General features: G+C 35.4%; 18 protein-coding genes. 4 read left to right on the forward strand and 14 right to left on the reverse strand.

What is annotated here, in order from left to right; all coding sequences use genetic code 11:
* Nucleotides 1-58: 58 nt before the first annotated feature.
* The 6 genes from BN3107_RS11220 to BN3107_RS11250 all read right to left on the reverse strand — a co-directional run bounded on the left by BN3107_RS11220 (nucleotide 59) and on the right by BN3107_RS11250 (nucleotide 8226).
* Nucleotides 59-358, reverse strand: a complete 300-nt coding sequence (locus BN3107_RS11220; RefSeq protein WP_058307714.1) for a hypothetical protein — start codon at nucleotides 356-358, stop codon at nucleotides 59-61.
* On the reverse strand, nucleotides 358-783 hold the full coding sequence (locus BN3107_RS11225) for an acyl-CoA thioesterase (protein ID WP_058307715.1): 426 nt from the start codon (nucleotides 781-783) through the stop codon (nucleotides 358-360). The genes BN3107_RS11220 and BN3107_RS11225 overlap by 1 nt, the downstream gene beginning before the upstream one ends.
* The gene (locus BN3107_RS11230) at nucleotides 783-3065 is read right to left on the reverse strand and encodes an AAA family ATPase (RefSeq protein WP_058307716.1); all 2283 of its coding nucleotides are present in this window, start codon (nucleotides 3063-3065) and stop codon (nucleotides 783-785) included. The genes BN3107_RS11225 and BN3107_RS11230 overlap by 1 nt, the downstream gene beginning before the upstream one ends.
* Nucleotides 3066-3080: 15 nt before the next feature.
* On the reverse strand, nucleotides 3081-3671 hold the full coding sequence (locus BN3107_RS11235) for a TlpA family protein disulfide reductase (RefSeq protein WP_058307717.1): 591 nt from the start codon (nucleotides 3669-3671) through the stop codon (nucleotides 3081-3083).
* 596 nt (nucleotides 3672-4267) lie between these two features.
* Complete coding sequence (acnA, locus tag BN3107_RS11245; RefSeq protein ID WP_058307719.1) at nucleotides 4268-6970, reverse strand: aconitate hydratase AcnA; 2703 nt, start codon at nucleotides 6968-6970, stop codon at nucleotides 4268-4270.
* A gap of 158 nt (nucleotides 6971-7128) precedes the next feature.
* Nucleotides 7129-8226, reverse strand: coding sequence for an ATP-binding protein (locus BN3107_RS11250; RefSeq protein WP_058307720.1), 1098 nt, complete (start codon nucleotides 8224-8226; stop codon nucleotides 7129-7131).
* Nucleotides 8227-8427: 201 nt separating this feature from the next.
* Between BN3107_RS11250 and BN3107_RS11255 the strand changes: the two genes are divergently transcribed.
* The gene (locus BN3107_RS11255) at nucleotides 8428-8913 is read left to right on the forward strand and encodes a DUF2621 family protein (protein WP_058307721.1); all 486 of its coding nucleotides are present in this window, start codon (nucleotides 8428-8430) and stop codon (nucleotides 8911-8913) included.
* Nucleotides 8914-8935: 22 nt separating this feature from the next.
* On the opposite strand, the gene BN3107_RS11260 is transcribed toward BN3107_RS11255, so the two are convergent.
* The 6 genes from BN3107_RS11260 to BN3107_RS11285 all read right to left on the reverse strand — a co-directional run bounded on the left by BN3107_RS11260 (nucleotide 8936) and on the right by BN3107_RS11285 (nucleotide 13741).
* Nucleotides 8936-9361: a Na(+)/H(+) antiporter subunit B gene (locus BN3107_RS11260; protein ID WP_058307722.1), complete on the reverse strand. Its 426-nt coding sequence runs from the start codon at nucleotides 9359-9361 to the stop codon at nucleotides 8936-8938.
* Nucleotides 9362-9402: 41 nt separating this feature from the next.
* Nucleotides 9403-10107, reverse strand: coding sequence for a cytochrome c biogenesis CcdA family protein (locus tag BN3107_RS11265; RefSeq protein WP_058307723.1), 705 nt, complete (start codon nucleotides 10105-10107; stop codon nucleotides 9403-9405).
* 109 nt (nucleotides 10108-10216) lie between these two features.
* Complete coding sequence (locus BN3107_RS11270) at nucleotides 10217-10441, reverse strand: YneF family protein (RefSeq protein ID WP_058307724.1); 225 nt, start codon at nucleotides 10439-10441, stop codon at nucleotides 10217-10219.
* Nucleotides 10442-10569: 128 nt separating this feature from the next.
* Nucleotides 10570-12570 (reverse strand): transketolase, encoded by a 2001-nt coding sequence (tkt, locus tag BN3107_RS11275; RefSeq protein ID WP_058307725.1) that lies wholly within the window; start codon nucleotides 12568-12570, stop codon nucleotides 10570-10572.
* Between the two features lie 163 nt (nucleotides 12571-12733).
* Nucleotides 12734-12961, reverse strand: a complete 228-nt coding sequence (locus BN3107_RS11280; RefSeq protein WP_058307726.1) for a DUF896 domain-containing protein — start codon at nucleotides 12959-12961, stop codon at nucleotides 12734-12736.
* A gap of 117 nt (nucleotides 12962-13078) precedes the next feature.
* Complete coding sequence (locus BN3107_RS11285; RefSeq protein WP_187371023.1) at nucleotides 13079-13741, reverse strand: YneB family resolvase-like protein; 663 nt, start codon at nucleotides 13739-13741, stop codon at nucleotides 13079-13081.
* A gap of 261 nt (nucleotides 13742-14002) precedes the next feature.
* Here BN3107_RS11285 and lexA point away from each other — a divergent pair, with 261 nt between their 5' ends.
* Entirely contained in the window at nucleotides 14003-14623 is a 621-nt protein-coding gene (lexA, locus tag BN3107_RS11290) for a transcriptional repressor LexA (RefSeq protein ID WP_058307728.1), read from the forward strand.
* A gap of 91 nt (nucleotides 14624-14714) precedes the next feature.
* Here lexA and BN3107_RS11295 read toward each other — a convergent pair whose 3' ends face one another.
* On the reverse strand, nucleotides 14715-15548 hold the full coding sequence (locus BN3107_RS11295) for a helix-turn-helix domain-containing protein (protein ID WP_058307729.1): 834 nt from the start codon (nucleotides 15546-15548) through the stop codon (nucleotides 14715-14717).
* 111 nt (nucleotides 15549-15659) lie between these two features.
* Here BN3107_RS11295 and BN3107_RS11300 point away from each other — a divergent pair, with 111 nt between their 5' ends.
* Together BN3107_RS11300 and BN3107_RS11305 are read left to right on the forward strand one after the other, a co-directional pair.
* Nucleotides 15660-16652 (forward strand): Gfo/Idh/MocA family protein, encoded by a 993-nt coding sequence (locus BN3107_RS11300; protein ID WP_058307730.1) that lies wholly within the window; start codon nucleotides 15660-15662, stop codon nucleotides 16650-16652.
* A 13-nt stretch (nucleotides 16653-16665) separates the two neighbouring features.
* Complete coding sequence (locus BN3107_RS11305) at nucleotides 16666-17598, forward strand: aldo/keto reductase (RefSeq protein ID WP_058307731.1); 933 nt, start codon at nucleotides 16666-16668, stop codon at nucleotides 17596-17598.
* A 38-nt stretch (nucleotides 17599-17636) separates the two neighbouring features.
* Here the strand turns inward: BN3107_RS11305 and BN3107_RS11310 are convergent, their stop codons facing one another.
* Nucleotides 17637-19055 carry an NAD(P)H-binding protein gene (locus tag BN3107_RS11310; RefSeq protein WP_058307732.1) on the reverse strand — a complete coding sequence of 473 codons (1419 nt, stop codon included), beginning with the start codon at nucleotides 19053-19055 and terminating at the stop codon, nucleotides 17637-17639.
* Nucleotides 19056-19190 lie beyond the last annotated feature (135 nt).

Consider the following 19190-nt stretch of genomic DNA (forward strand, 5'->3'; position numbering starts at 1 on the left):
TTCGTCTGTTGTAAAAAAAGAATTTGAACAACATTTTTTTCAAAGTTACAATAGCATACTATAGATTAAATCTTTTTATTTGTTCCCACTGCTCTTCTTGTTCTAGTATTTCTTTCTGACGTTCCCCAAATAAATCAAAATGCGGAAAGCTTGGATCTTGGTGGATCCATTCTTTTCTTAGCCCATATTTGGTACCCCAGTTAATTAATTTTTGATAATCTGCACATCCTACTTTTGTAACAGTTTTACAACCTGGAAAACGATCATCTAACCAAAAATGTGTAATAAAGGCAATACGCCCTTCCTGTACATCCTTTTTCCATGTCCGTAATGTCTCTCGATTAATACCAAACGCCATTATGTTTCATGTCCTTCTAAAGCAGTTTGATATGCTTGGTGCCACTTCGGAAATTTCTTTTTTAAAGATAATGGACGAAAGCTATCTTTTTTGACAATAACATGTTGTGTCTCTCCAGTTACAGCAACATTTTTATCTTTATCGAGAATTTTATAACCATAGGTTGTGCGAATACCATTATAGGATTGTACCCAGGTTTCAACAAACGCATCATCGCCATAGCGGATTGGTTGCTTAAATTGAATATTTGCATCTATTACCGGAGAAACAACACCTTCTGCCTCCATTTCGTGGTATTTAAATCCTAACTTCTCTATAAAAGCAGTTCTTCCGATTTCAAACCATATTAGATAATTGGCATGATACACAACACCCATTTGGTCTGTTTCTTGATATCTTACTTTAATTGGTGTGGTTACTTTCATTACTGGTCGATCCCCCTAATTGATTTCCATGCTAATTCAAAATCTTTTTTTGTAAGCTGTTGAAATAAATCTCGATCCTCTGCTTCCATATTTAATCGTAATGCTTGATATTGTATTGCTTCATTTATCAAATTAACTACAAACCTACCATTCCCTGTGATCGTCGTGTCTTCGAATTGATCGGATAAATAATTGTCTACTTCTTCACTTAATTGGTATTGATACTCTGTTACATGATGGTGCACCATCTCCAATAATTCATGGTTTGAGTAATCTTTGAAATGAAAATATTTTTTAAATCTAGATTCTAATCCTGGGTTACTGGAAATAAACTGATTCATCTCATTTTTATAACCAGCTAATATAATAACAAGATTTTCATTGTGTTTTGTCATTTCATCTACTAATGTATCTATTGCTTCTTTGCCAAAGTCTTTTTCTCCGCGATATAAGGCATATGCTTCATCAATAAACAACACCCCACCTAACGCTTCACGAACTTTATTTTTCGTTTTAATTGCCGTTTGTCCCACATATCCAGCCACAAGATCACTTCTTGACGCCACAACAAGATGTCCTCGCTTTAACAATCCACATTGCTTCAATATTTGCGCAAAAATTTTAGCAACCGTTGTTTTCCCTGTACCAGGATTTCCAGAAAACACAGCATGTAACTGGATAGGGATCGTTGGCAGGTAAAGTGATTTCCTCTTTTGTTGTGCTTTAACAAAAGAGGACAACTTTTTCACTTCTTCTTTGACATTCTCTAAGCCTATTAATTGTTCCAGTTGATCCAATGGTTCTGTCGATTCATTTTGATCATCTAATGCTGCAATATCTTCTTCGGTAATACGCATATGTTCGATCCAGTTATCTTCTAGCGGAAGCTGATGATTGGCACCGATATGGAAGATAACTTTCAATACAAGATCTTTAACAGTTCTTGCATTACCGAATGACTCATCGACACGAGATTTTTCGATTAAGGACTGGAAACGATGTCGTGCTTTTTCGGTAAAAAAATAATCATTTTGTAATGCTGTTTCTTCTGCAATTTTTAACAATTCTTCATTTGAAAAGTCTGGAAGATTAATAAAATTACCATCAGGAAAACGACTTCTTAAGCCCTGATTGGACCATAAAAAATGTTGCATTTCTTCAGGATAACCTGCCATTATAACAGCGAACTTATTGGCATATTCCTTACTCGTCATACTCGAAACCAACGTATCAATAACAGCTTGTCCATAATCATTTCCAGTTTGGTCTTCTCTTTTTAAATTATACGCTTCATCAATAAAAAGAACGCCACCTAATGCTTTTTTTACATAGTTTAACGTGTTTTCTTCACTTTGACCCATGAATGACCCTACTAATTGCGAGCGATTCACTTCAATAACTTCATTCGATTTTAGTAAATCGAGACGATAATAAATATTAGCCAGTAAACGGGCAATGGTGGTTTTACCTGTGCCAGGGTTACCGGTTATCACCATATTTAATCCTTGCTCATCAACCATTTGAAAGCCTGCTTCTTTCCGCTTTTGTTGATATTTTAAGTATTGATAATAATGATTAATATAATCTTTTACTTCTCCTAGACCAATCATTTGATTTAATTCATCTAATGGGTCCGACGTTTGATCATCTTTAATAAATGCTGGTAATGCATCATAAAAGATGGTGATATAGTAGGTTAGTTTCTCTATCGAATCATTATACGGCTGAATTTCTTTAGTAGATTTCCGTTGTTCTAATGTAAAAATCATAACCTCAGCCAAATCTTCTATTTTTTCAATTTGTTTAAAAATTTGATCATATGTTTTTTTTAGTCGACTAGTGGGAGTTCCTTGTACCGATTTCAAATCGGCTAAACTATCCATCTCCTCTAATAGTGCCTTTGCTTTTTTTAATTTTACCGGATCAAAATCAGTTTCTCGAATGTGATATTGAATTAATTCTACATCACGTAACACATTAAATATATGAAGATAATGTTTTAAAGACTGAACTTCAGTAACCATTGGGTGTTCACTATCTTTTTTCAAAACTTCTAAATGACGATTCAGATGATCATCCGTAACATTTCGTTTTAAACGGTAAAAGGTAAGCATACTATACAGTATTGCCTTTGAATCTACTTGTAATGAAAAAGTAGCTTGTTCAACCTTATCAAGTATACGTAATATTTCGATTTCTGTGTATGGTGGAATTTCATCTAATGAATTCCAACTTTGAATTTTATTTTCTATTTCATTCCATTGTATCGTTGACACAAACATACTCCTTCCTTTTCATCACGAGTTGGATTCTTCGAAAATTTGTTCGAGTTGTTCAAGCGATACAGCTCCATTGATTCGTTTCATGATTTTCTGATCACTTGTACGTATAACAAAACTAGTTGGCATATTAATAACAGAATAACGATCATACACTTCGTTTTCTTTATCTAAAACTACATCAAAGGTGTAATCTTCCACAAAATCTTGAACATTCGATACAGATGTTTCTGACTCCGTAACATTTACTGCCAAAATTTTTACTAAGTCCGGATTTCGATCTTCAAATGTCTGTAAGTCTGGTAACTCTTCAATGCATGGCGGACACCATGTGGCCCAGAAATTAACAAGGACATATTCTTGATTGTGATTTAATGCATTTATCGATTCACCATGAAGGTTAGGTAACGTAAAATTAGCTGCAGTTTCACCTTCTTGTAGTTGTTTGGCATTTGGAGCGGTAATCGTAACACCATCAACTGAAGTATCACCTGTAACATCAATAATATTTGGATTGGACTGTTTTTCTCCAATATTAGTAAAATTCATTACTAACAAAATGACAACCAATACGAGCACGACTAATATAGAGAAAAAGTTTTTTTTCATGTTATGACATCCTTTATTTTAGCGCTAATACCTATTATATAAGATAAAAGCTAGGTCGTCTAATTATCGAAATTCTTCACTACCAGATTCAACTAATATAAAAAGCCTAGTGTATTCCTCCTGATTTTCTGCAGCAAAACGCTAGGCTACACCAACTGAGGAAATTTTTGGAGAACGTCAGTTTAAGTTTATTCAAATACTGTTCCTTCTTGCATTTTTCACTGTTCTTTTTGCAGATTAGCTTCCCTTCTTGCATTTCGCGCTGCTCTTCTTGCAGATTCTCTTCCCTTCTTGCATTTCGCGCTGCTCTTCTTGCAGATTTTCTTCCCTTCTTGCATTTCGCACTGCTCTTCTTGCAGATTCTACTCCCTTCTTGCATTTCGTGCTGTTCTTCTTGCAGATTAGCTTCTCTTCTTGCATTTCGCACTGCTCTTCTTGCAGATTAGCTTCCCTTCTTGCATTTCGCACTGCTCTTCTTGCAGATTAGCTTCCCTTCTTGCATTTCGCGCTGCTCTTCTTGCAGATTCGCATAATCTCATGTTTTCTAGTGTATAAAAAAAGATAGCCAATGTTTTGGCTATCTTTTTCAATATTACTTATGCTAATTTGTTACGCAATACCATTTGAAGAATACCACCATGACGATAGTAATCCACTTCTACTTCACTTTCAAAGCGAGCAACTACTTCAAATTCTGTCACTGTACCATCTTCAGCAGTAGCTTTTACTGGTACGATATCACGTGGTTTAACAGACTCATCTACTTGTACTTCAAACGTTTCTGTACCAGTTAAACCTAATGAATCGGCACTATCACCATCTTTGAATTGAAGTGGCAATACACCCATCATTACTAGGTTTGAACGATGAATACGTTCGAAGCTCTGAGCGATAACTGTTTTAATTCCTAAAAGGTTTGTACCTTTTGCTGCCCAGTCACGAGAACTTCCCATACCATAATCATTACCAGCTAGTACTACAAGTCCTGTGTTAGCTTCTTGATATTTCATAGCTGCATCATAAATTGGCATTACATCACCTGTTGGCCAGTAAGTAGTGTAACCACCTTCTGTACCTGGTGCTAGTTGATTTTTGATACGGATGTTGGCAAAAGTACCACGCATCATTATTTCATGATTACCACGACGAGAACCATACGAGTTAAAGTTACGTGGTGATACATCTTTAGATTGTAAATGTTTACCTGCAGGCATATCTTTAGCAATTGCACCTGCTGGTGAAATGTGGTCGGTAGTAACGGAATCACCGAATTTACCAATTGCACGCATACCTGATAAAGGTTCTACTTTACCTGGTTCTTTAGCTAAACCTTCAAAGAATGGAGGGTTTTGAATATAAGTAGAATCCTCATTCCAAGTATATAATGGTTCATCAGTTGTTTCGATTGCATTCCATTTTTCATTTGACTCAAACACATTTGCATATTCTTTACGGAAGATTTCCGGAGTAACAACTTTTGCTACTTCATCGCGTACTTCTTCCATAGAAGGCCATAGATCATCAAAGAATACATCGTTACCATCTTTATCTTGTCCAATTGGTTCATTTTTAAGATCGACATCAACAGTACCAGCTAAAGCGTATGCTACTACTAATGGTGGTGATGCTAAGTAGTTAGCTTTTACTAGTGGATGAATACGACCTTCAAAGTTACGGTTACCTGATAATACAGAAGAAACAGTTAGGTCATTATCTGCGATTGCTTTTTCAATCTCTTCTCTTAATGGACCTGAGTTACCGATACAAGTTGTACAACCATAACCTACTAAGTTAAATCCAAGTTGATCTAAATAATGCATTAAACCAGAGTCTTCTAAATAACTTGTAACAACTTTTGATCCAGGTGCTAGTGATGTTTTCACATAAGCTGGTACTTCCAAGCCTTTTTCGACAGCTTTTTTCGCAAGCAAGCCTGCTCCAAGCATTACATAAGGATTCGAAGTATTTGTACAAGATGTGATCGCTGCAATTGCAACCGCACCTGTTTTCATAACAGATTTACGTCCGTTTGGATGATCAATCTCTACTTCTTTATCGAATTCTGATTTATCTAAGCCAAAACCTTGATTACCTGCAGGAGCAGTGATGGCTTCATTAAATGACTTCTGCATATTGGATAAAGGAATCAAGTCTTGTGGACGTTTAGGTCCTGATAAATTTGGCTCTAATTCTGATAAATTAATTTCTACTAGTTCTGTAAAGTCAGCATCTGCTTGATCTGGTGAATACCATAAACTATTTTCTTTACAATATTTCTCCACTAATGCAATTTGTTCTTCACTACGGCCTGTTAGACGAAGGTAGTTTAACGCCTCTGCATCTACAGGGAAGAAACCACAAGTAGCACCATATTCAGGCGCCATATTGGAAATAGTCGCACGGTCTGCTAGTGGCATATCCTGTAAGCCAGGGCCAAAGAATTCAACAAACTTACCAACTACTTTTTTCTCGCGTAATACTTGTGTAACTTTTAATGCTAAGTCAGTAGCAGTCGTTCCATTAGGGAAGCTACCAGTAAATTTAACACCAATTACTTCAGGCGCAGGGAAGTATGAAGGTTGTCCAAGCATACCTGCTTCTGCTTCAATACCACCTACACCCCAACCAAGTACACCTAAACCATTAATCATAGTTGTGTGTGAGTCAGTACCTACAAGCGTATCTGGGAATGCATCAACTTCACCATTATCATTTTCCACTCCATGAACAACATTAGCTATGTACTCCAAGTTTACCTGGTGCACGATACCTGTTGCTGGTGGGACAGCACGATAATTATCAAATGCCTTTTGTGCCCAATTTAAGAATTCATAACGCTCTGCATTACGTTCAAATTCTAATTCCATATTTGCTTGAAGTGCGTTTCTTGTTCCGTATTCATCTACTTGTACAGAGTGGTCTATTACTAAGTCCACAGGTACCTCTGGATTGATTTTATCCGGTGAACCTCCCATATCAACCATTGCTTTTCGTAATGAAGCAAGGTCAACAACTGCTGGTACACCCGTAAAATCTTGTAAAATTACTCGAGAAGGTTTAAAAGGTACATCTTGTCCTTTTTCTTTCCCCCAGTTTGCTAGACTTTTTACATGCTCATCTTTAATAACATGTCCATCATATTGACGAATTAATGATTCAAGTAATACACGAACAGAAAAAGGTAAGCGATCGATATTACCAATCCCTGCTTCTTCTAAAGCTTTTAATTGGTAATAGTTATACGTTTTTCCGTTCAGATCAAATTGTTTTTTTGCTTGAAATGGATTCTGATTTGTCATCTCGTCTAGTTACCCCCTTAAAAAATGTTAGACCGAAATCTGATCTCTCGTCTCTAAATACTATATCATATAGTATGCACCATACTATTTTAATTGAAATCGGTTTATAAGTAAAATGTTTCATCACAAAAATTTAAATAAATTCTATAATAGTTCAGTTATTTTTCTTGATAAGGAAGATATATACAAAATGTACTCCCTTTACCATTCTCCGATTCAATCTCTAACCGGCCTTTATGATTATCAATAATTTGATTAGAAATCATCAGACCTAATCCGGTTCCGTTTTTCTTAGTGGTAAAAAAAGGCTCCTTCAATTTATGGATGAGGTGTCTTGGAATACCTGGTCCTTCATCTTTAACCGCAATCAGACACTCATGATCTATTTTCTTCATTAAAACATGGATTTTTCCACCTTCTGTCATTTCTTCAATTGCATTTTTTATTAAATTTATAAATACTTGTTTTATTTGAGAACGATCACAATGAACCATTAATTCGTCATTTACTTCTAATATGAGGTCTATATCATAGAGGTTAGCTTGCGTACGTAGCAATGTTATAACATCTGATAACATTTCATACATATTTTCATCATTTTTATCGTCTGTCATTGGTTTGGAGATAAATAATAATTCAGAGGTTATCGAGTTAATTTTGTCAATTTCATCTATCATTATTTTATAATACTCACTTTTGCTATCAACGCCACTTTGCAATAATTGCACAAATCCCTTCAGAGAAGTAAGTGGATTTCTAATTTCATGAGCAATACCTGCAGCAAGTTGACCAGCAATGGACATTTTTTCAGATCGTATTAACATTTCTTCTGCTTGCTTCTTATCTGAAATATCTCTCGAAATTGAAAGAACTTTATTTTGGCCATCCCATCTAATAACTTGCATCATTGTTTCAAAAACTATATACCTTCCAATTTGATTACGGATATGTATATAAAACTTCTGTTCTTCACTATTCTTTATGTCAAAATACGTTCTCAGATATTTTTGATCATCAGACATAATATAACGAAAAACAGACTTACCAAGTAATTGTGATTTAGTAAAACCTAGTACTTGCTTAACTGATTCCGATATATAATTAATTTTGCCCGCATCATCACTAATACAAATTAAATCAAATCCATTGACTTCGATTTTATTTAAGATATCTTTTGGTAATTCAGAAAGCATGATATTTTTAGTAGTTTCGTCATTGACACTCGTGCCTTCTGGCTGGCCGACATAGTTTAGCAAGGCTTTTCCCCCTAACTTTGAATATGTATCGTTTATAAATACGTGTAATCATGCTATAATAGCAACGTTCTTGTAATTTATATGAGAAATTTGGATTTTTATGACTTAATATATGATTCATTGTTATATTACTATATTTTTCCTCAAAATAAAATGCTCTTTCTATTAATTAGCAATATTACTAACTAGGAGGTGTAGCTCATGACGTTCGGTTATATGATGCTCATCGTATTTTGGACATTTATTTTATTAGGTCTTATGACAATCGGTGGCTACTTTATGTTTCGAAAATTTTTAAAAAGTTTACCAAAAGATGATGGAAAGTCTGATTTAGATTGGGAAAAATTCTATATCAGTAAATCAAAACATTTATGGAAAGAATCTGAGAAAGCCTTTCTAGAAGAATTAGTTTCTCCTGTCCCAGAATTATTTCGAGACGTAGCGAGGCAAAAAATTGCTGGTAAAGTGGGGCAGTTAGCATTGGAGAAAAAAGAAAAGCAGATTACACAAAACACTTTGATTCAAGGCTACATAATGGCTACACCAAAGCGAGATCATAAGTTCCTACGAAAGAAATTAAAAGAAAAGAAAATAGACGTTACACCTTATGAAAGCTATTTTGATTATTCCCCAGAAGATTATAGAAATAAAAAATACGCAGCAAGATCACGTAAAGAAACCCCTTAAACGTGTCTTGCTGCGTTTTTGATTACCGGTCACTTGAAATCGTCAGTACAATCGTCATTGTAACACCAATAACCGTTAAATATACACCTAAATCAAATAACAAAGCAGTAGCTAATTCCATTTTTCCAAAAATAGGGAAATTGAAATAATCATAAGTTTGACTTAAGAAGGGCTCACCGAAAATAAAGGAACCAACACCTGTAGCAATAGCTATGATTAAACCGATCGTTAATAACGTGCGATAGTTTATTGGTAACACTTTGTGTATCGCTCGCTCACCATAGGCCATATACATCAAAATAATTGCAGCTGCTGTCACCAAACCACCGATAAATCCACCACCTGGTGCGTTATGCCCTGCAAAAAATAGATTAACTGAAAAACCAAATAAAATAAAAGAAATTAATACCGTCATTGTTTTTAAAATTAAATCATTTGTTTTTACCATATACCATTCCTCCTAGCAATTATGTTCTCCAAAGTGTATCTTTAGAATCCTTGAAAATTAAAAAATCCGGCAAGAAAAGATGTTAATTTTGTCATTAGATCAAAAAACAAGAAAAAACCCATAAATATCATCACGTAGCCACCAATTTTCACAAGCTTTTGTGAATTACGTTTGATCCATTTCATTTTACCAACAAAGAAAGCTAAAATAAAGAATGGAATAGAAAATCCTAACGAGTATGCTGTCATTAGTAGAATACCTACTTCCGTATTCGTTGCAGCTAATGATATTACAGCCATTAAAATTGGTCCCGTACAAGGAGTCCAACCAAGCGAAAAGGCCATACCGATAATAAAAGAACCCAGAAATCCTGCTGGACGATTCTTGAAATGTACTTTCTTTTCTTTCATCAAAAAGTCAAAATTCAATGCCCCGATAATAATCAATCCGAAAAAGATAATTAATATCGCTCCAACTTGTCGTATTAAATCATCCCATCTTGTCAGAAATTCACCAATAAAACTAGTGGTAAAGCCGAGAATTAAAAATATACTTGAAAAACCAATCAAGAAAAATAATGTATGTAAGATACTTTTATAATTAAACATAGCATTTTCTTGTCTTATATCGTTTACACTCATTCCTGTGATATAGGATAAAAAGGCAGGATAAAGTGGTAATACACATGGAGAAATAAAAGATAAAAAGCCGGCACCAAATGCAATAAAAATATTCACTTCTGTCAAATTGGTCACTCCAAACCAAGAATTTATAGTTATCTATTCCTATAAATATGATAAAACCCTTGCTATAAATAAGCAAGGATTCTAATTCGACAATTATGTTACAATGCGTTTATTTGTTATCCATTTGATTATTCATCGAACGCATCATTTGTTTAATTTTCTTTTGCGATGGTTTTTGACCCATCTGCATCATTAAAGTTCGTAGCATTTGTTCGTTAATTGGTGGGTTTTTCTTTAAGTAATTCATCATATACTTTCTCGCAATAAAAAAGCCTAATGCCACACCAGCAATTAGAGCACCTACTGCGATAAGTATTACCCAAATTGTACTCATTCACTGTTCCTCCTTCAACTCGTCTCTTATACAGTATAGTAAAAGTTATCTAATAATACAAGCACTTGTTTACGAGATAACTTATTAAAAATGGGACGAGGAACCCGGTCCCTCGTCCCATTTATTAATTAGAATAATTCATTAACGTGTTTAACGACATTCTCAACAGTGAAACCATATTCTTCAATGATTTTGTTTCCGTTAGCTGAAGCGCCAAACGTGTCAATTGTAATCGTTTTTCCTTCGATACCTACATAGCGTTCCCATCCAAGAGATGAAGCCATTTCAATACCTACTCGTTTAGTAACTGCTTTTGGAAGCACTGATTCTTTATAAGAAGCATCTTGCTTATCAAAGCGATCCCATGATGGAATACTTACAACACTAACATCTTTACCTTGTTCTTTTAATGCTGCTTGTGCTTTAACTGCAAGTTGTACTTCTGAACCAGTTGCAACTAAAATCGCATCTGGTGTTTCTTTTGAAGCTGGGCTTACTACATACCCACCTTTTTTAACGCCTTCATATGCATTTTCAGCTGTACCATCAAGTGTTGGTAGACCTTGACGTGTAAGAACTAATGCAGTTGGCTGGTCAGTTGATTCAATAGCTAAACGCCATGCAGCCTGTACTTCATTTCCATCTGCCGGACGAATTACAGACAAGTTTGGCATAGCTCTGAACGCTGCTAGTTGTTCAACAGGCTCATGAGTTGGTCCGTCTTCCCCTACTGCAATAGAATCATGTGTTAATACATATGTGACAGGCAGGTTTTGAATCGCTGATAAACGAACCGCTGGACGTAAGTAGTCACTAAATACGAAGAACGTACCACCGAATACTTTTAGTCCGCCGTGTAACGCCATACCATTTAGCGCTGCTGCCATTGCAAATTCACGTACCCCAAACCAAATATTACGCTCATCTGGAGTTGCAGCAGAGAAATCACCAGCATTGTTAATATTCGTTTTGTTTGAACCTGCTAAATCGGCACTACCGCCAAATAAAGAAGGTACTGCATCTGCAATCGCATTTAATACTTCACCTGAAGTAGCACGTGTTGCTGCTTCGTCTTTTCCAGCTTCATATACAGGAAGGTTTTTATCCCATCCTTCAGGTAATTTTTTATTGATCGCATCATCAAGTTCTTTACCTATTTCAGGATATGCTTTTTTGTATGAATCAAACAATTCATTCCATTTTTGTTCTACTTCTTTACCTTTTTCTACAATTTTCTTGTTGAAATCCTGGTAAACTTCGTCAGGTACATGGAAATCTTCATGTTCCCATTTATAATATTCTTTTGTTAGAGTGACTTCATCTGTTCCTAATGGGGCACCGTGTGAAGCTGATGAAGCTGATTTGTTTGGTGAACCATAACCAATTACTGTTTTCACTTCAATTAGTGTTGGTTGGTCTTGGTTTTGTTTCGCTTCTTCAATTGCTTTTGAAATGGCTTTTGTATCATTACCATCTTCAACACGAATTACTTGCCATCCATAAGCTTTGAAACGATCTTCTACATTCTCAGAGAATGATTTATTAAGCTCTCCATCCAATGAGATATCATTAGAATCATAAAGTGCAATAAGTTTACCTAACTTTAAGTGTCCTGCTAATGATGCCGTTTCATGTGAGATACCTTCCATTAAATCTCCATCACTAACAATGGCATACGTGTGGTGATCTACAACATTGTGATTGTCTTTGTTGTATTTTGCAGCTAGATGTTTTTCTGCCATAGCCATACCTACACTCATAGCAATACCTTGTCCTAATGGACCAGTAGTTGCTTCTACCCCATCTGTATGATGAACTTCAGGGTGACCTGGTGTTTTAGAATCCCATTGACGAAATCCTTTAAGGTCATCAATTGAAACATCATAACCTGATAAGTGTAATAAGCTGTAAAGTAGCATAGAGCCGTGACCTGCAGAAAGTACAAAACGGTCACGATTAAACCATTTAGAGCTCTTTGGGTTATGGTTCATGTGTTCAGTCCAAAGTGTGTAAGCCATTGGGGCAGCGCCCATTGGTAAACCTGGATGACCAGAATTAGCTTTTTCAATCGCGTCTATAGACAACGTTCGAATTGCATTAATAGACATTTGTTCCGTTTGGTTTGACATGATTTTTCCCCTTTCGATATGCAAAAATATGTACGCACATTTATAATCCTATAACGAAATGATGTTAAAGACAAGTATATCAACAAAAAATGCAACATTTTTCTGAATTTTTATCAGTTTTTGCTATATTAATGACAGTATAAGATAGAAAAAGAACAACTCATTACTTTTTCTTTGACTGTAATTTCTTTAATTTTTCAGGAGTTACGTCATTTCCATTTGGATCGACAACGGTCATCCCCTTCATATGGTTCTTAAAAGATTTTCTAACATTCTTTAAATAAGCTTCCCGTAATGTTTTTTGTTCTTTTTTTTCTTCTTCACTTAATCCTTCATTTTTTGATTTATTTGCTAGTTCATTAATACGAGCAATTTTCTCCTTTGATAACATCACTAACACCTCTTTTCTCTCGTATTATTTTATTACTGCTTCTATATTTGAAATGAATTGTACTTGGCATCATTCAACAAAAAAGAGTATACACAAATTGTATACTCTCCATTTATTTTAATCCTCATTCTGCAAGTTTTCAAGTGATTGATATTCTTGGTAGCGACGATGGACTGTTGCTTTTGAAACATCATAGCCCATCCCTTTCAGAACGGAAGCAATTTCTTTAAAGGTTAAGTCATTTGATTTAAGTCGTACTACTTCATCAATAGGAAATTCCTTACGTTCTCTTCCATTTGCTAAATGTTGATTTGAAAGGTTCTCAGCAGGATTGTAACCATTGCTTACAGCCTTTTTCATACCCCTCTTAATTTTAGCATTATGCAGCTTTCTCTGATACTCTTCGACGATGGAAACGATTTGCAACACCATGGAGTCGCCCTCTGAAAGTTGTAATTCTCCATTATGGGACAACGTATAAATCGATATATTTAATTTCTTTAATTGATGAAGTAACGCTACCTTTGTGTTGCCTCGTCCTAGTCTCGTTTCATCTTGAATAAGAAGCGCATCTGCTTTCTGATTTTGAAAATCATCTAGTAATTCAAAAATACCTTCTCTCTCAATTTCATAGCCACTTTGCTTTTCTTCAATAACTTTCGATACTTCTAAATGGTAACGGTCGGCAAAAGAACGTAATTCTTCTTGCTGACGTATAAGCGATGTCTCTTGCGTATGTTTGTCTGTGCTTACACGACAATAAATGATAGCTTTTATCATTGCTTTCCCCTTCATTCTATATACTAGTAATTGCTGAAAAATAAAAGAAGACAAGAGCTAGTATAAATGCTATTAAATAAAAAACGTCAACTTTTGATAAATTTTTTAACATATTAAATCCCTCCACAGAACTTTTGTTCGTACTTTCATTATACACGAACAAATGTTCATGTCAACAGTTTTTTCGAACGAATGTTTGTAATACTTACGATGCTATGCTATAATTTGGTTAATAAATAATACGCATGAGGAGATTCAAATATGACAAATCTATCAAAACGACAAGAGGAGATACTAGCTTACATTAAAGAGCAAGTAGACCTTAAAGGCTACCCACCTTCAGTAAGAGAAATTGGAGAAGCTGTTGGATTAGCTTCAAGTTCAACTGTTCATGGCCATTTAGCTAGACTTGAAAAAAAGGGTTATATTAGAAGAGATCCGACAAAACCACGTGCCATTGAAGTTCTTCAGCAAGAAGGAGAATTTGAAATTCCAAAAACCGAGGCAACGTTTGCTCCAGTAATAGGTAAAGTTACCGCAGGGATACCAATTACTGCTGTCGAAAACATTGAAGAATACATTCCTATTCCAAATAATGAAATGCATGCGAGTGAACAATTATTCGTTCTTATTATTGAAGGGGATAGTATGATCGAAGCCGGTATTTTAAATGGTGATAAAGTCATTATTAAACAACAAAACACAGCAATTAACGGAGATATCGTAGTAGCGATGACAGAAGACAGTGAAGCAACTGTGAAACGGTTCTTTAAAGAAAAAGACCATATCAGACTACAACCAGAAAACGCGACGATGGATGCCTTTATTTATGAAAATGTTAGCATTTTAGGTAAAGTCGTAGGTTTATATAGAAGTTTATAACAAAAAGAAGTGCGTATAAGTTCTGAACGCACTTCTTTTACATTTTATAGTATTATTTCGTCCTCACTTACTGTACATTCACTTTATTCTGCTAAAAATACATTTGTCGATATTTTGTTGGAGTCATCCCTTCATTTTCTAAAAAAAGTTTATTATAATAACTAGGATTCGGGTAGCCTGATTTTTCCGCAATTTCTTTGATCGTTAGATGTTTTTCCTCTATAAGTAGCCTTTTGCTCGATTGTAAACGACATAATGTCACAAAAGCCATCGGAGTCATTTGGGTTACACGTTTGAACAAGCGACAAAAATAATACGTGCTTACACCGGTTTCTTTTGCCCAATATGTAAGGTCAAATGCTTCTCTTGCTTTTTCTTGCATTCTTGGTAGTATCAACTGAATCCTTTGATCTAATTCTTGTTTTGAATTGGATTCTCTTGGCACTGCATTTGTCGTAAATGTTGTTAAAAACGAATAGGTTAGGGTAGACAAATCTGATAATTGTAAAAAGCTATTCACTTCTGCCTCTTGCAATAAATGCTCATGTCTCTCTGCTATTGCTTTTAAATTTGGCAATCTCCACAAGATAAATCTACCAAAACCAGTCTCCGATAAAAAGGTATGTATAGTATTTCCATAGAAATGAACCCATCTAATACTCCAAGGATCCTCTTTACTGCTATAATATTTTTGTTCTTGTTGTGGAAAAAAAAGAAAGGCATCCCCTTTTTTTAAAGTATATTGTTTACCATCCATTTCCACAAAACCAGTTCCTGATAAGACAAAATGAATGCTGAAATTATCTAATGAATTTGCTTCACGATATACTTCATGATCGCTTGCTGACCTGTAGGATCCGACTGATTCAGGAAGAATCATATATTCGTGTTTTTTGAATGTTGGTAACAAAACCTGTCGATACATCAGTACACTTCCCTAGGACAATATTGTTTTATCTTATGGCAAAAAGCTTCTATTTTAATATTACTATGGATCGATTATAATAACAATAAAGTTATATGAGGAGGGAAATTAATGCCAATTAAATGGGGAGTTATAAGCACAGCCAATATTGCTCAAAAAGCTGTTATTCCAGGAATAAAGGAATCAAATACTGGAGAAGTTGTAGCGATTGCTAGTCGAAACATAGACAATGCGAAGGATATCGCAAAAAAATTAGATATCCCTAATACTCATGGAAGCTATGAAGACTTGTTAGAAGATCCTACTATTGATGCCGTTTACATACCGTTGCCAAATCATCTACATAAAGAATGGGCGATTAAAGCAATGGAAGCAGGTAAACATGTGCTCTGTGAAAAGCCAATTGCATTAAATGCTAAAGAGGCTCAAGAAATGGAAGAAGTAAGTAGAAAATCTGGTGTCGTACTAGCAGAAGCCTTTATGTATCGTTATCATCCTAGATATCAAATGATTCAAGAATTGATCGAATCGGGAGAAATCGGTGAAATTCGTGGTATTCATGGAGCATTCACTTTTAATAATGCATCCGACAAGGAAAATGTTCGCTACAAAAAGGAATGGGGTGGTGGTTCTTTATATGATGTAGGCGTATATCCAATAAGTGCTGCTCGCATGATCTTAAAAGAGGAGCCCCAAGCAGCAACAGTCCATGCATTTTTCTCGGAAGAGCATGACAACGTGGATATGATGGCCTCTGGTATTTTAGAATTTAATCATGGTGTGGCCCTCACTTTCGATTGTGGAATGTGGGCAGATTTCCGAAATCAATTAGAAATTTTAGGAACAGAAGGAAGAATTGAAGTACCTTCAGCTTTTATTGTGAATCAAAATGAAACCGATCATTTCTATGTTCATACGAGTAATGGGACTCGAGAGGTCAAAGTTCCCTACGTAAATCAATATGCATTACAAGCAGATGCTCTAGGTGAAAGCATACAAACAGATGTTTCGTTACCGTATTCTAGCGAAGATGCACACTTAAACATGAAAGTATTAGATGCATGCCTTATCTCTGCTGAAGAGCGCAGACGTATAGAAATTTAGGGAGGTTAAACATATGAAAACAATTCAAATTAAAGGACTCGATAAACCAGTTACTACTTTAATTCAAGGCTCTGATTATTTTAAACCAAGCATTTATGATAAAGTTTCTCAGATATTAGATCGTTATGTTGCAATCGGTGGCAATACTATTGACACAGCTCACGGTTATTGTGGAGGAGAAAGTGAAGTTGCTATTGGTATGTGGTTGAAAGAACGTAATAACCGCGATGATATAAATATACTAACTAAAGGAGCTCACCATGACGAAAATGGACCAAGAGTAAATCCTGAAGCCATTAAAAAAGACCTTTTTGAAAGTTTAGAAAGACTCGGAACCGATTATGTTGATTTGTATGCCCTACACCGAGATGATCCGAATGTTCCGGTAAGTATCATCATGGATGCACTGAACGAACATATAGAAGCTGGTAGAATTAAAGCGATTGGTGGATCTAACTGGACCATTGAACGTCTCCAAGAAGCAAATGACTACGCGGCTGCCAATGGTTTAACAGGTTTTACGTTTAGTAGTCCAAATCTAAGTTTAGCTAAAGCAAATGAACCATTTTGGAAAGGCTGTGTCTCAACCGATAGTGCTGATTTAAAATGGCATCAAGAAACACAATTGCCGATTCTATCATGGTCGTCTCAAGCGAGAGGTTTTTTCACAGGAAGGTTTACTCCTGAGGACAGAAGTAATGAGGATCTTGTTCGAGTGTTTTATAGTGATGCAAATTGGCAGCGTTTTAGTAGAGCGGAAAAATTGGCAAAGGAAAAAGGAGTTACAGCGATCCAAATAGCATTGGCATATGTATTAAATCAAGCCTTTCCAACCTCTGCTTTAATTGGAGCCCAAAGCGAAAATGAACTGGTATCATGTTTAGAAGGATCTAACATAGAATTATCTAATGAAGAGGTAGTTTGGTTAGAGTCAGGTGTAAAATAATGTGAAAGCTGACAAGTTAACTTGTCAGCTTTCTTATTTTAATGTGTAATAACTGTACCTCTTTCTCGATTCAAACGTTTTATATGATAGCGAAAACAATTCATAATAAATAAGTGAGCATTTGCTTGGGTGTATTGATAGATAAACCAAGGCAATGCCGGCATAAAATCATGAATAGCTATAATTACTTCATTTGAACCGGGAATCTTTCTAAACTCCATCCGACCTCTCTCGTTATTGTGATCATTTGAAAGCAGTCCTCCTGTTATATAAAATAAAGCACGATCTTTATTACTTCGATCGTGAGCATAGGACAATTTTAACAAAGGATGCTTGGTACCTAGCCATCCTATCTGACAATCAAAGTTATTGTTAACAGTTGTACGAATCCATGGATTAAGAAATCGTTCTAACCATTGAACGTAATATCTAGCCACCTCATCCGCTGTCCATCCCTCAGGCAAGATAATCCGTTGGACTGACCGAACATCTCTTTTTAACGGTGATAATTCTGGTTTTTTTAAAAGTTGTATTTTATTCTCGTCTTTTTCCTGTAATGAATAAATAGCAGCCTTTTCAAATGAAATAGTCCCCCTGCTGATATCTTCCCTGACATTATCTTGATTAGCCACTAATGGATGCTTTAAGCTCTCAACCAAAGGATAAACCATTTCTTTCGGTGTTCCTGTGATTAGTCGTAACCATAATCTTGATAAATAGAGAGAAAACAAAGGAACATTATACATTTTGCGTTTCTTCCCCATCACATCAGCGGTTATTTCCATCATTTGTCGATATGTTAAAACATCAGGTCCACCCAAGTCATATGATGAATTTTTGGATGACTTTTCAGTAGCTGTCTTCTTAATAGAATTTAGGACGTCTGGCAGTGCAATCGGTTGAGTTTTCATACGCGTCCATTTCGGGAGGATCATGATCGGAAGCCGTTTAACTAAGTTTGCTAATATTGGAAACGAAGATCCTTTTGGACCAACAATTAAGCCGGCTCTCAGAGCAGTAACTGGAGTTCCATATGACCTTAAAATTCTTTCTACCTCTAATCTGCTTTCCAAATGTGCAGAAAGATTTTTTTCTGCTTTTGGTACTATACCACCTATATAAATGATTTTTTTGATTCCTTGTCTTTTAGCTGCTAAAGCAAAATTATCTGCAAGTATCGCATCTAAATCAGCAAAATTCCCTTGTGTTAACTTTGCTGATGGAATCATTGAATGTACCAAATAGACGGCTATATCTGCTCCTGCTAATCCCTTTTCTGCATCTTTAAGTGAAAACAAATCGCATGATCGCCAGTGAATTGAATCTTTACTCTCACGCTTATCACCATTTCTAGAAAGACCTATTAAAGTTGCATCACCTTCGAACTTTTTAAGTAAATTTTGACCAATATATCCACTTGCTCCTGCAATCGCGATTACAGGTTTTTCACCATACATAAGAACACATCCTTTTTATCCTATATCTTAATTGATACCCTTCATATAAATAAATAATCGAAATTTTCTTGAATAATTAGTATCTGATAAGAATTTTGACAGACGCTTCTTTTAGTGAAATAAACAAAACCCTTG

Origin of the sequence: Gracilibacillus massiliensis (assembly GCF_001458115.1) — a bacterium.
In the GTDB taxonomy this organism is placed as follows: Bacteria; Bacillota; Bacilli; order Bacillales; family Amphibacillaceae; genus Gracilibacillus; species Gracilibacillus massiliensis.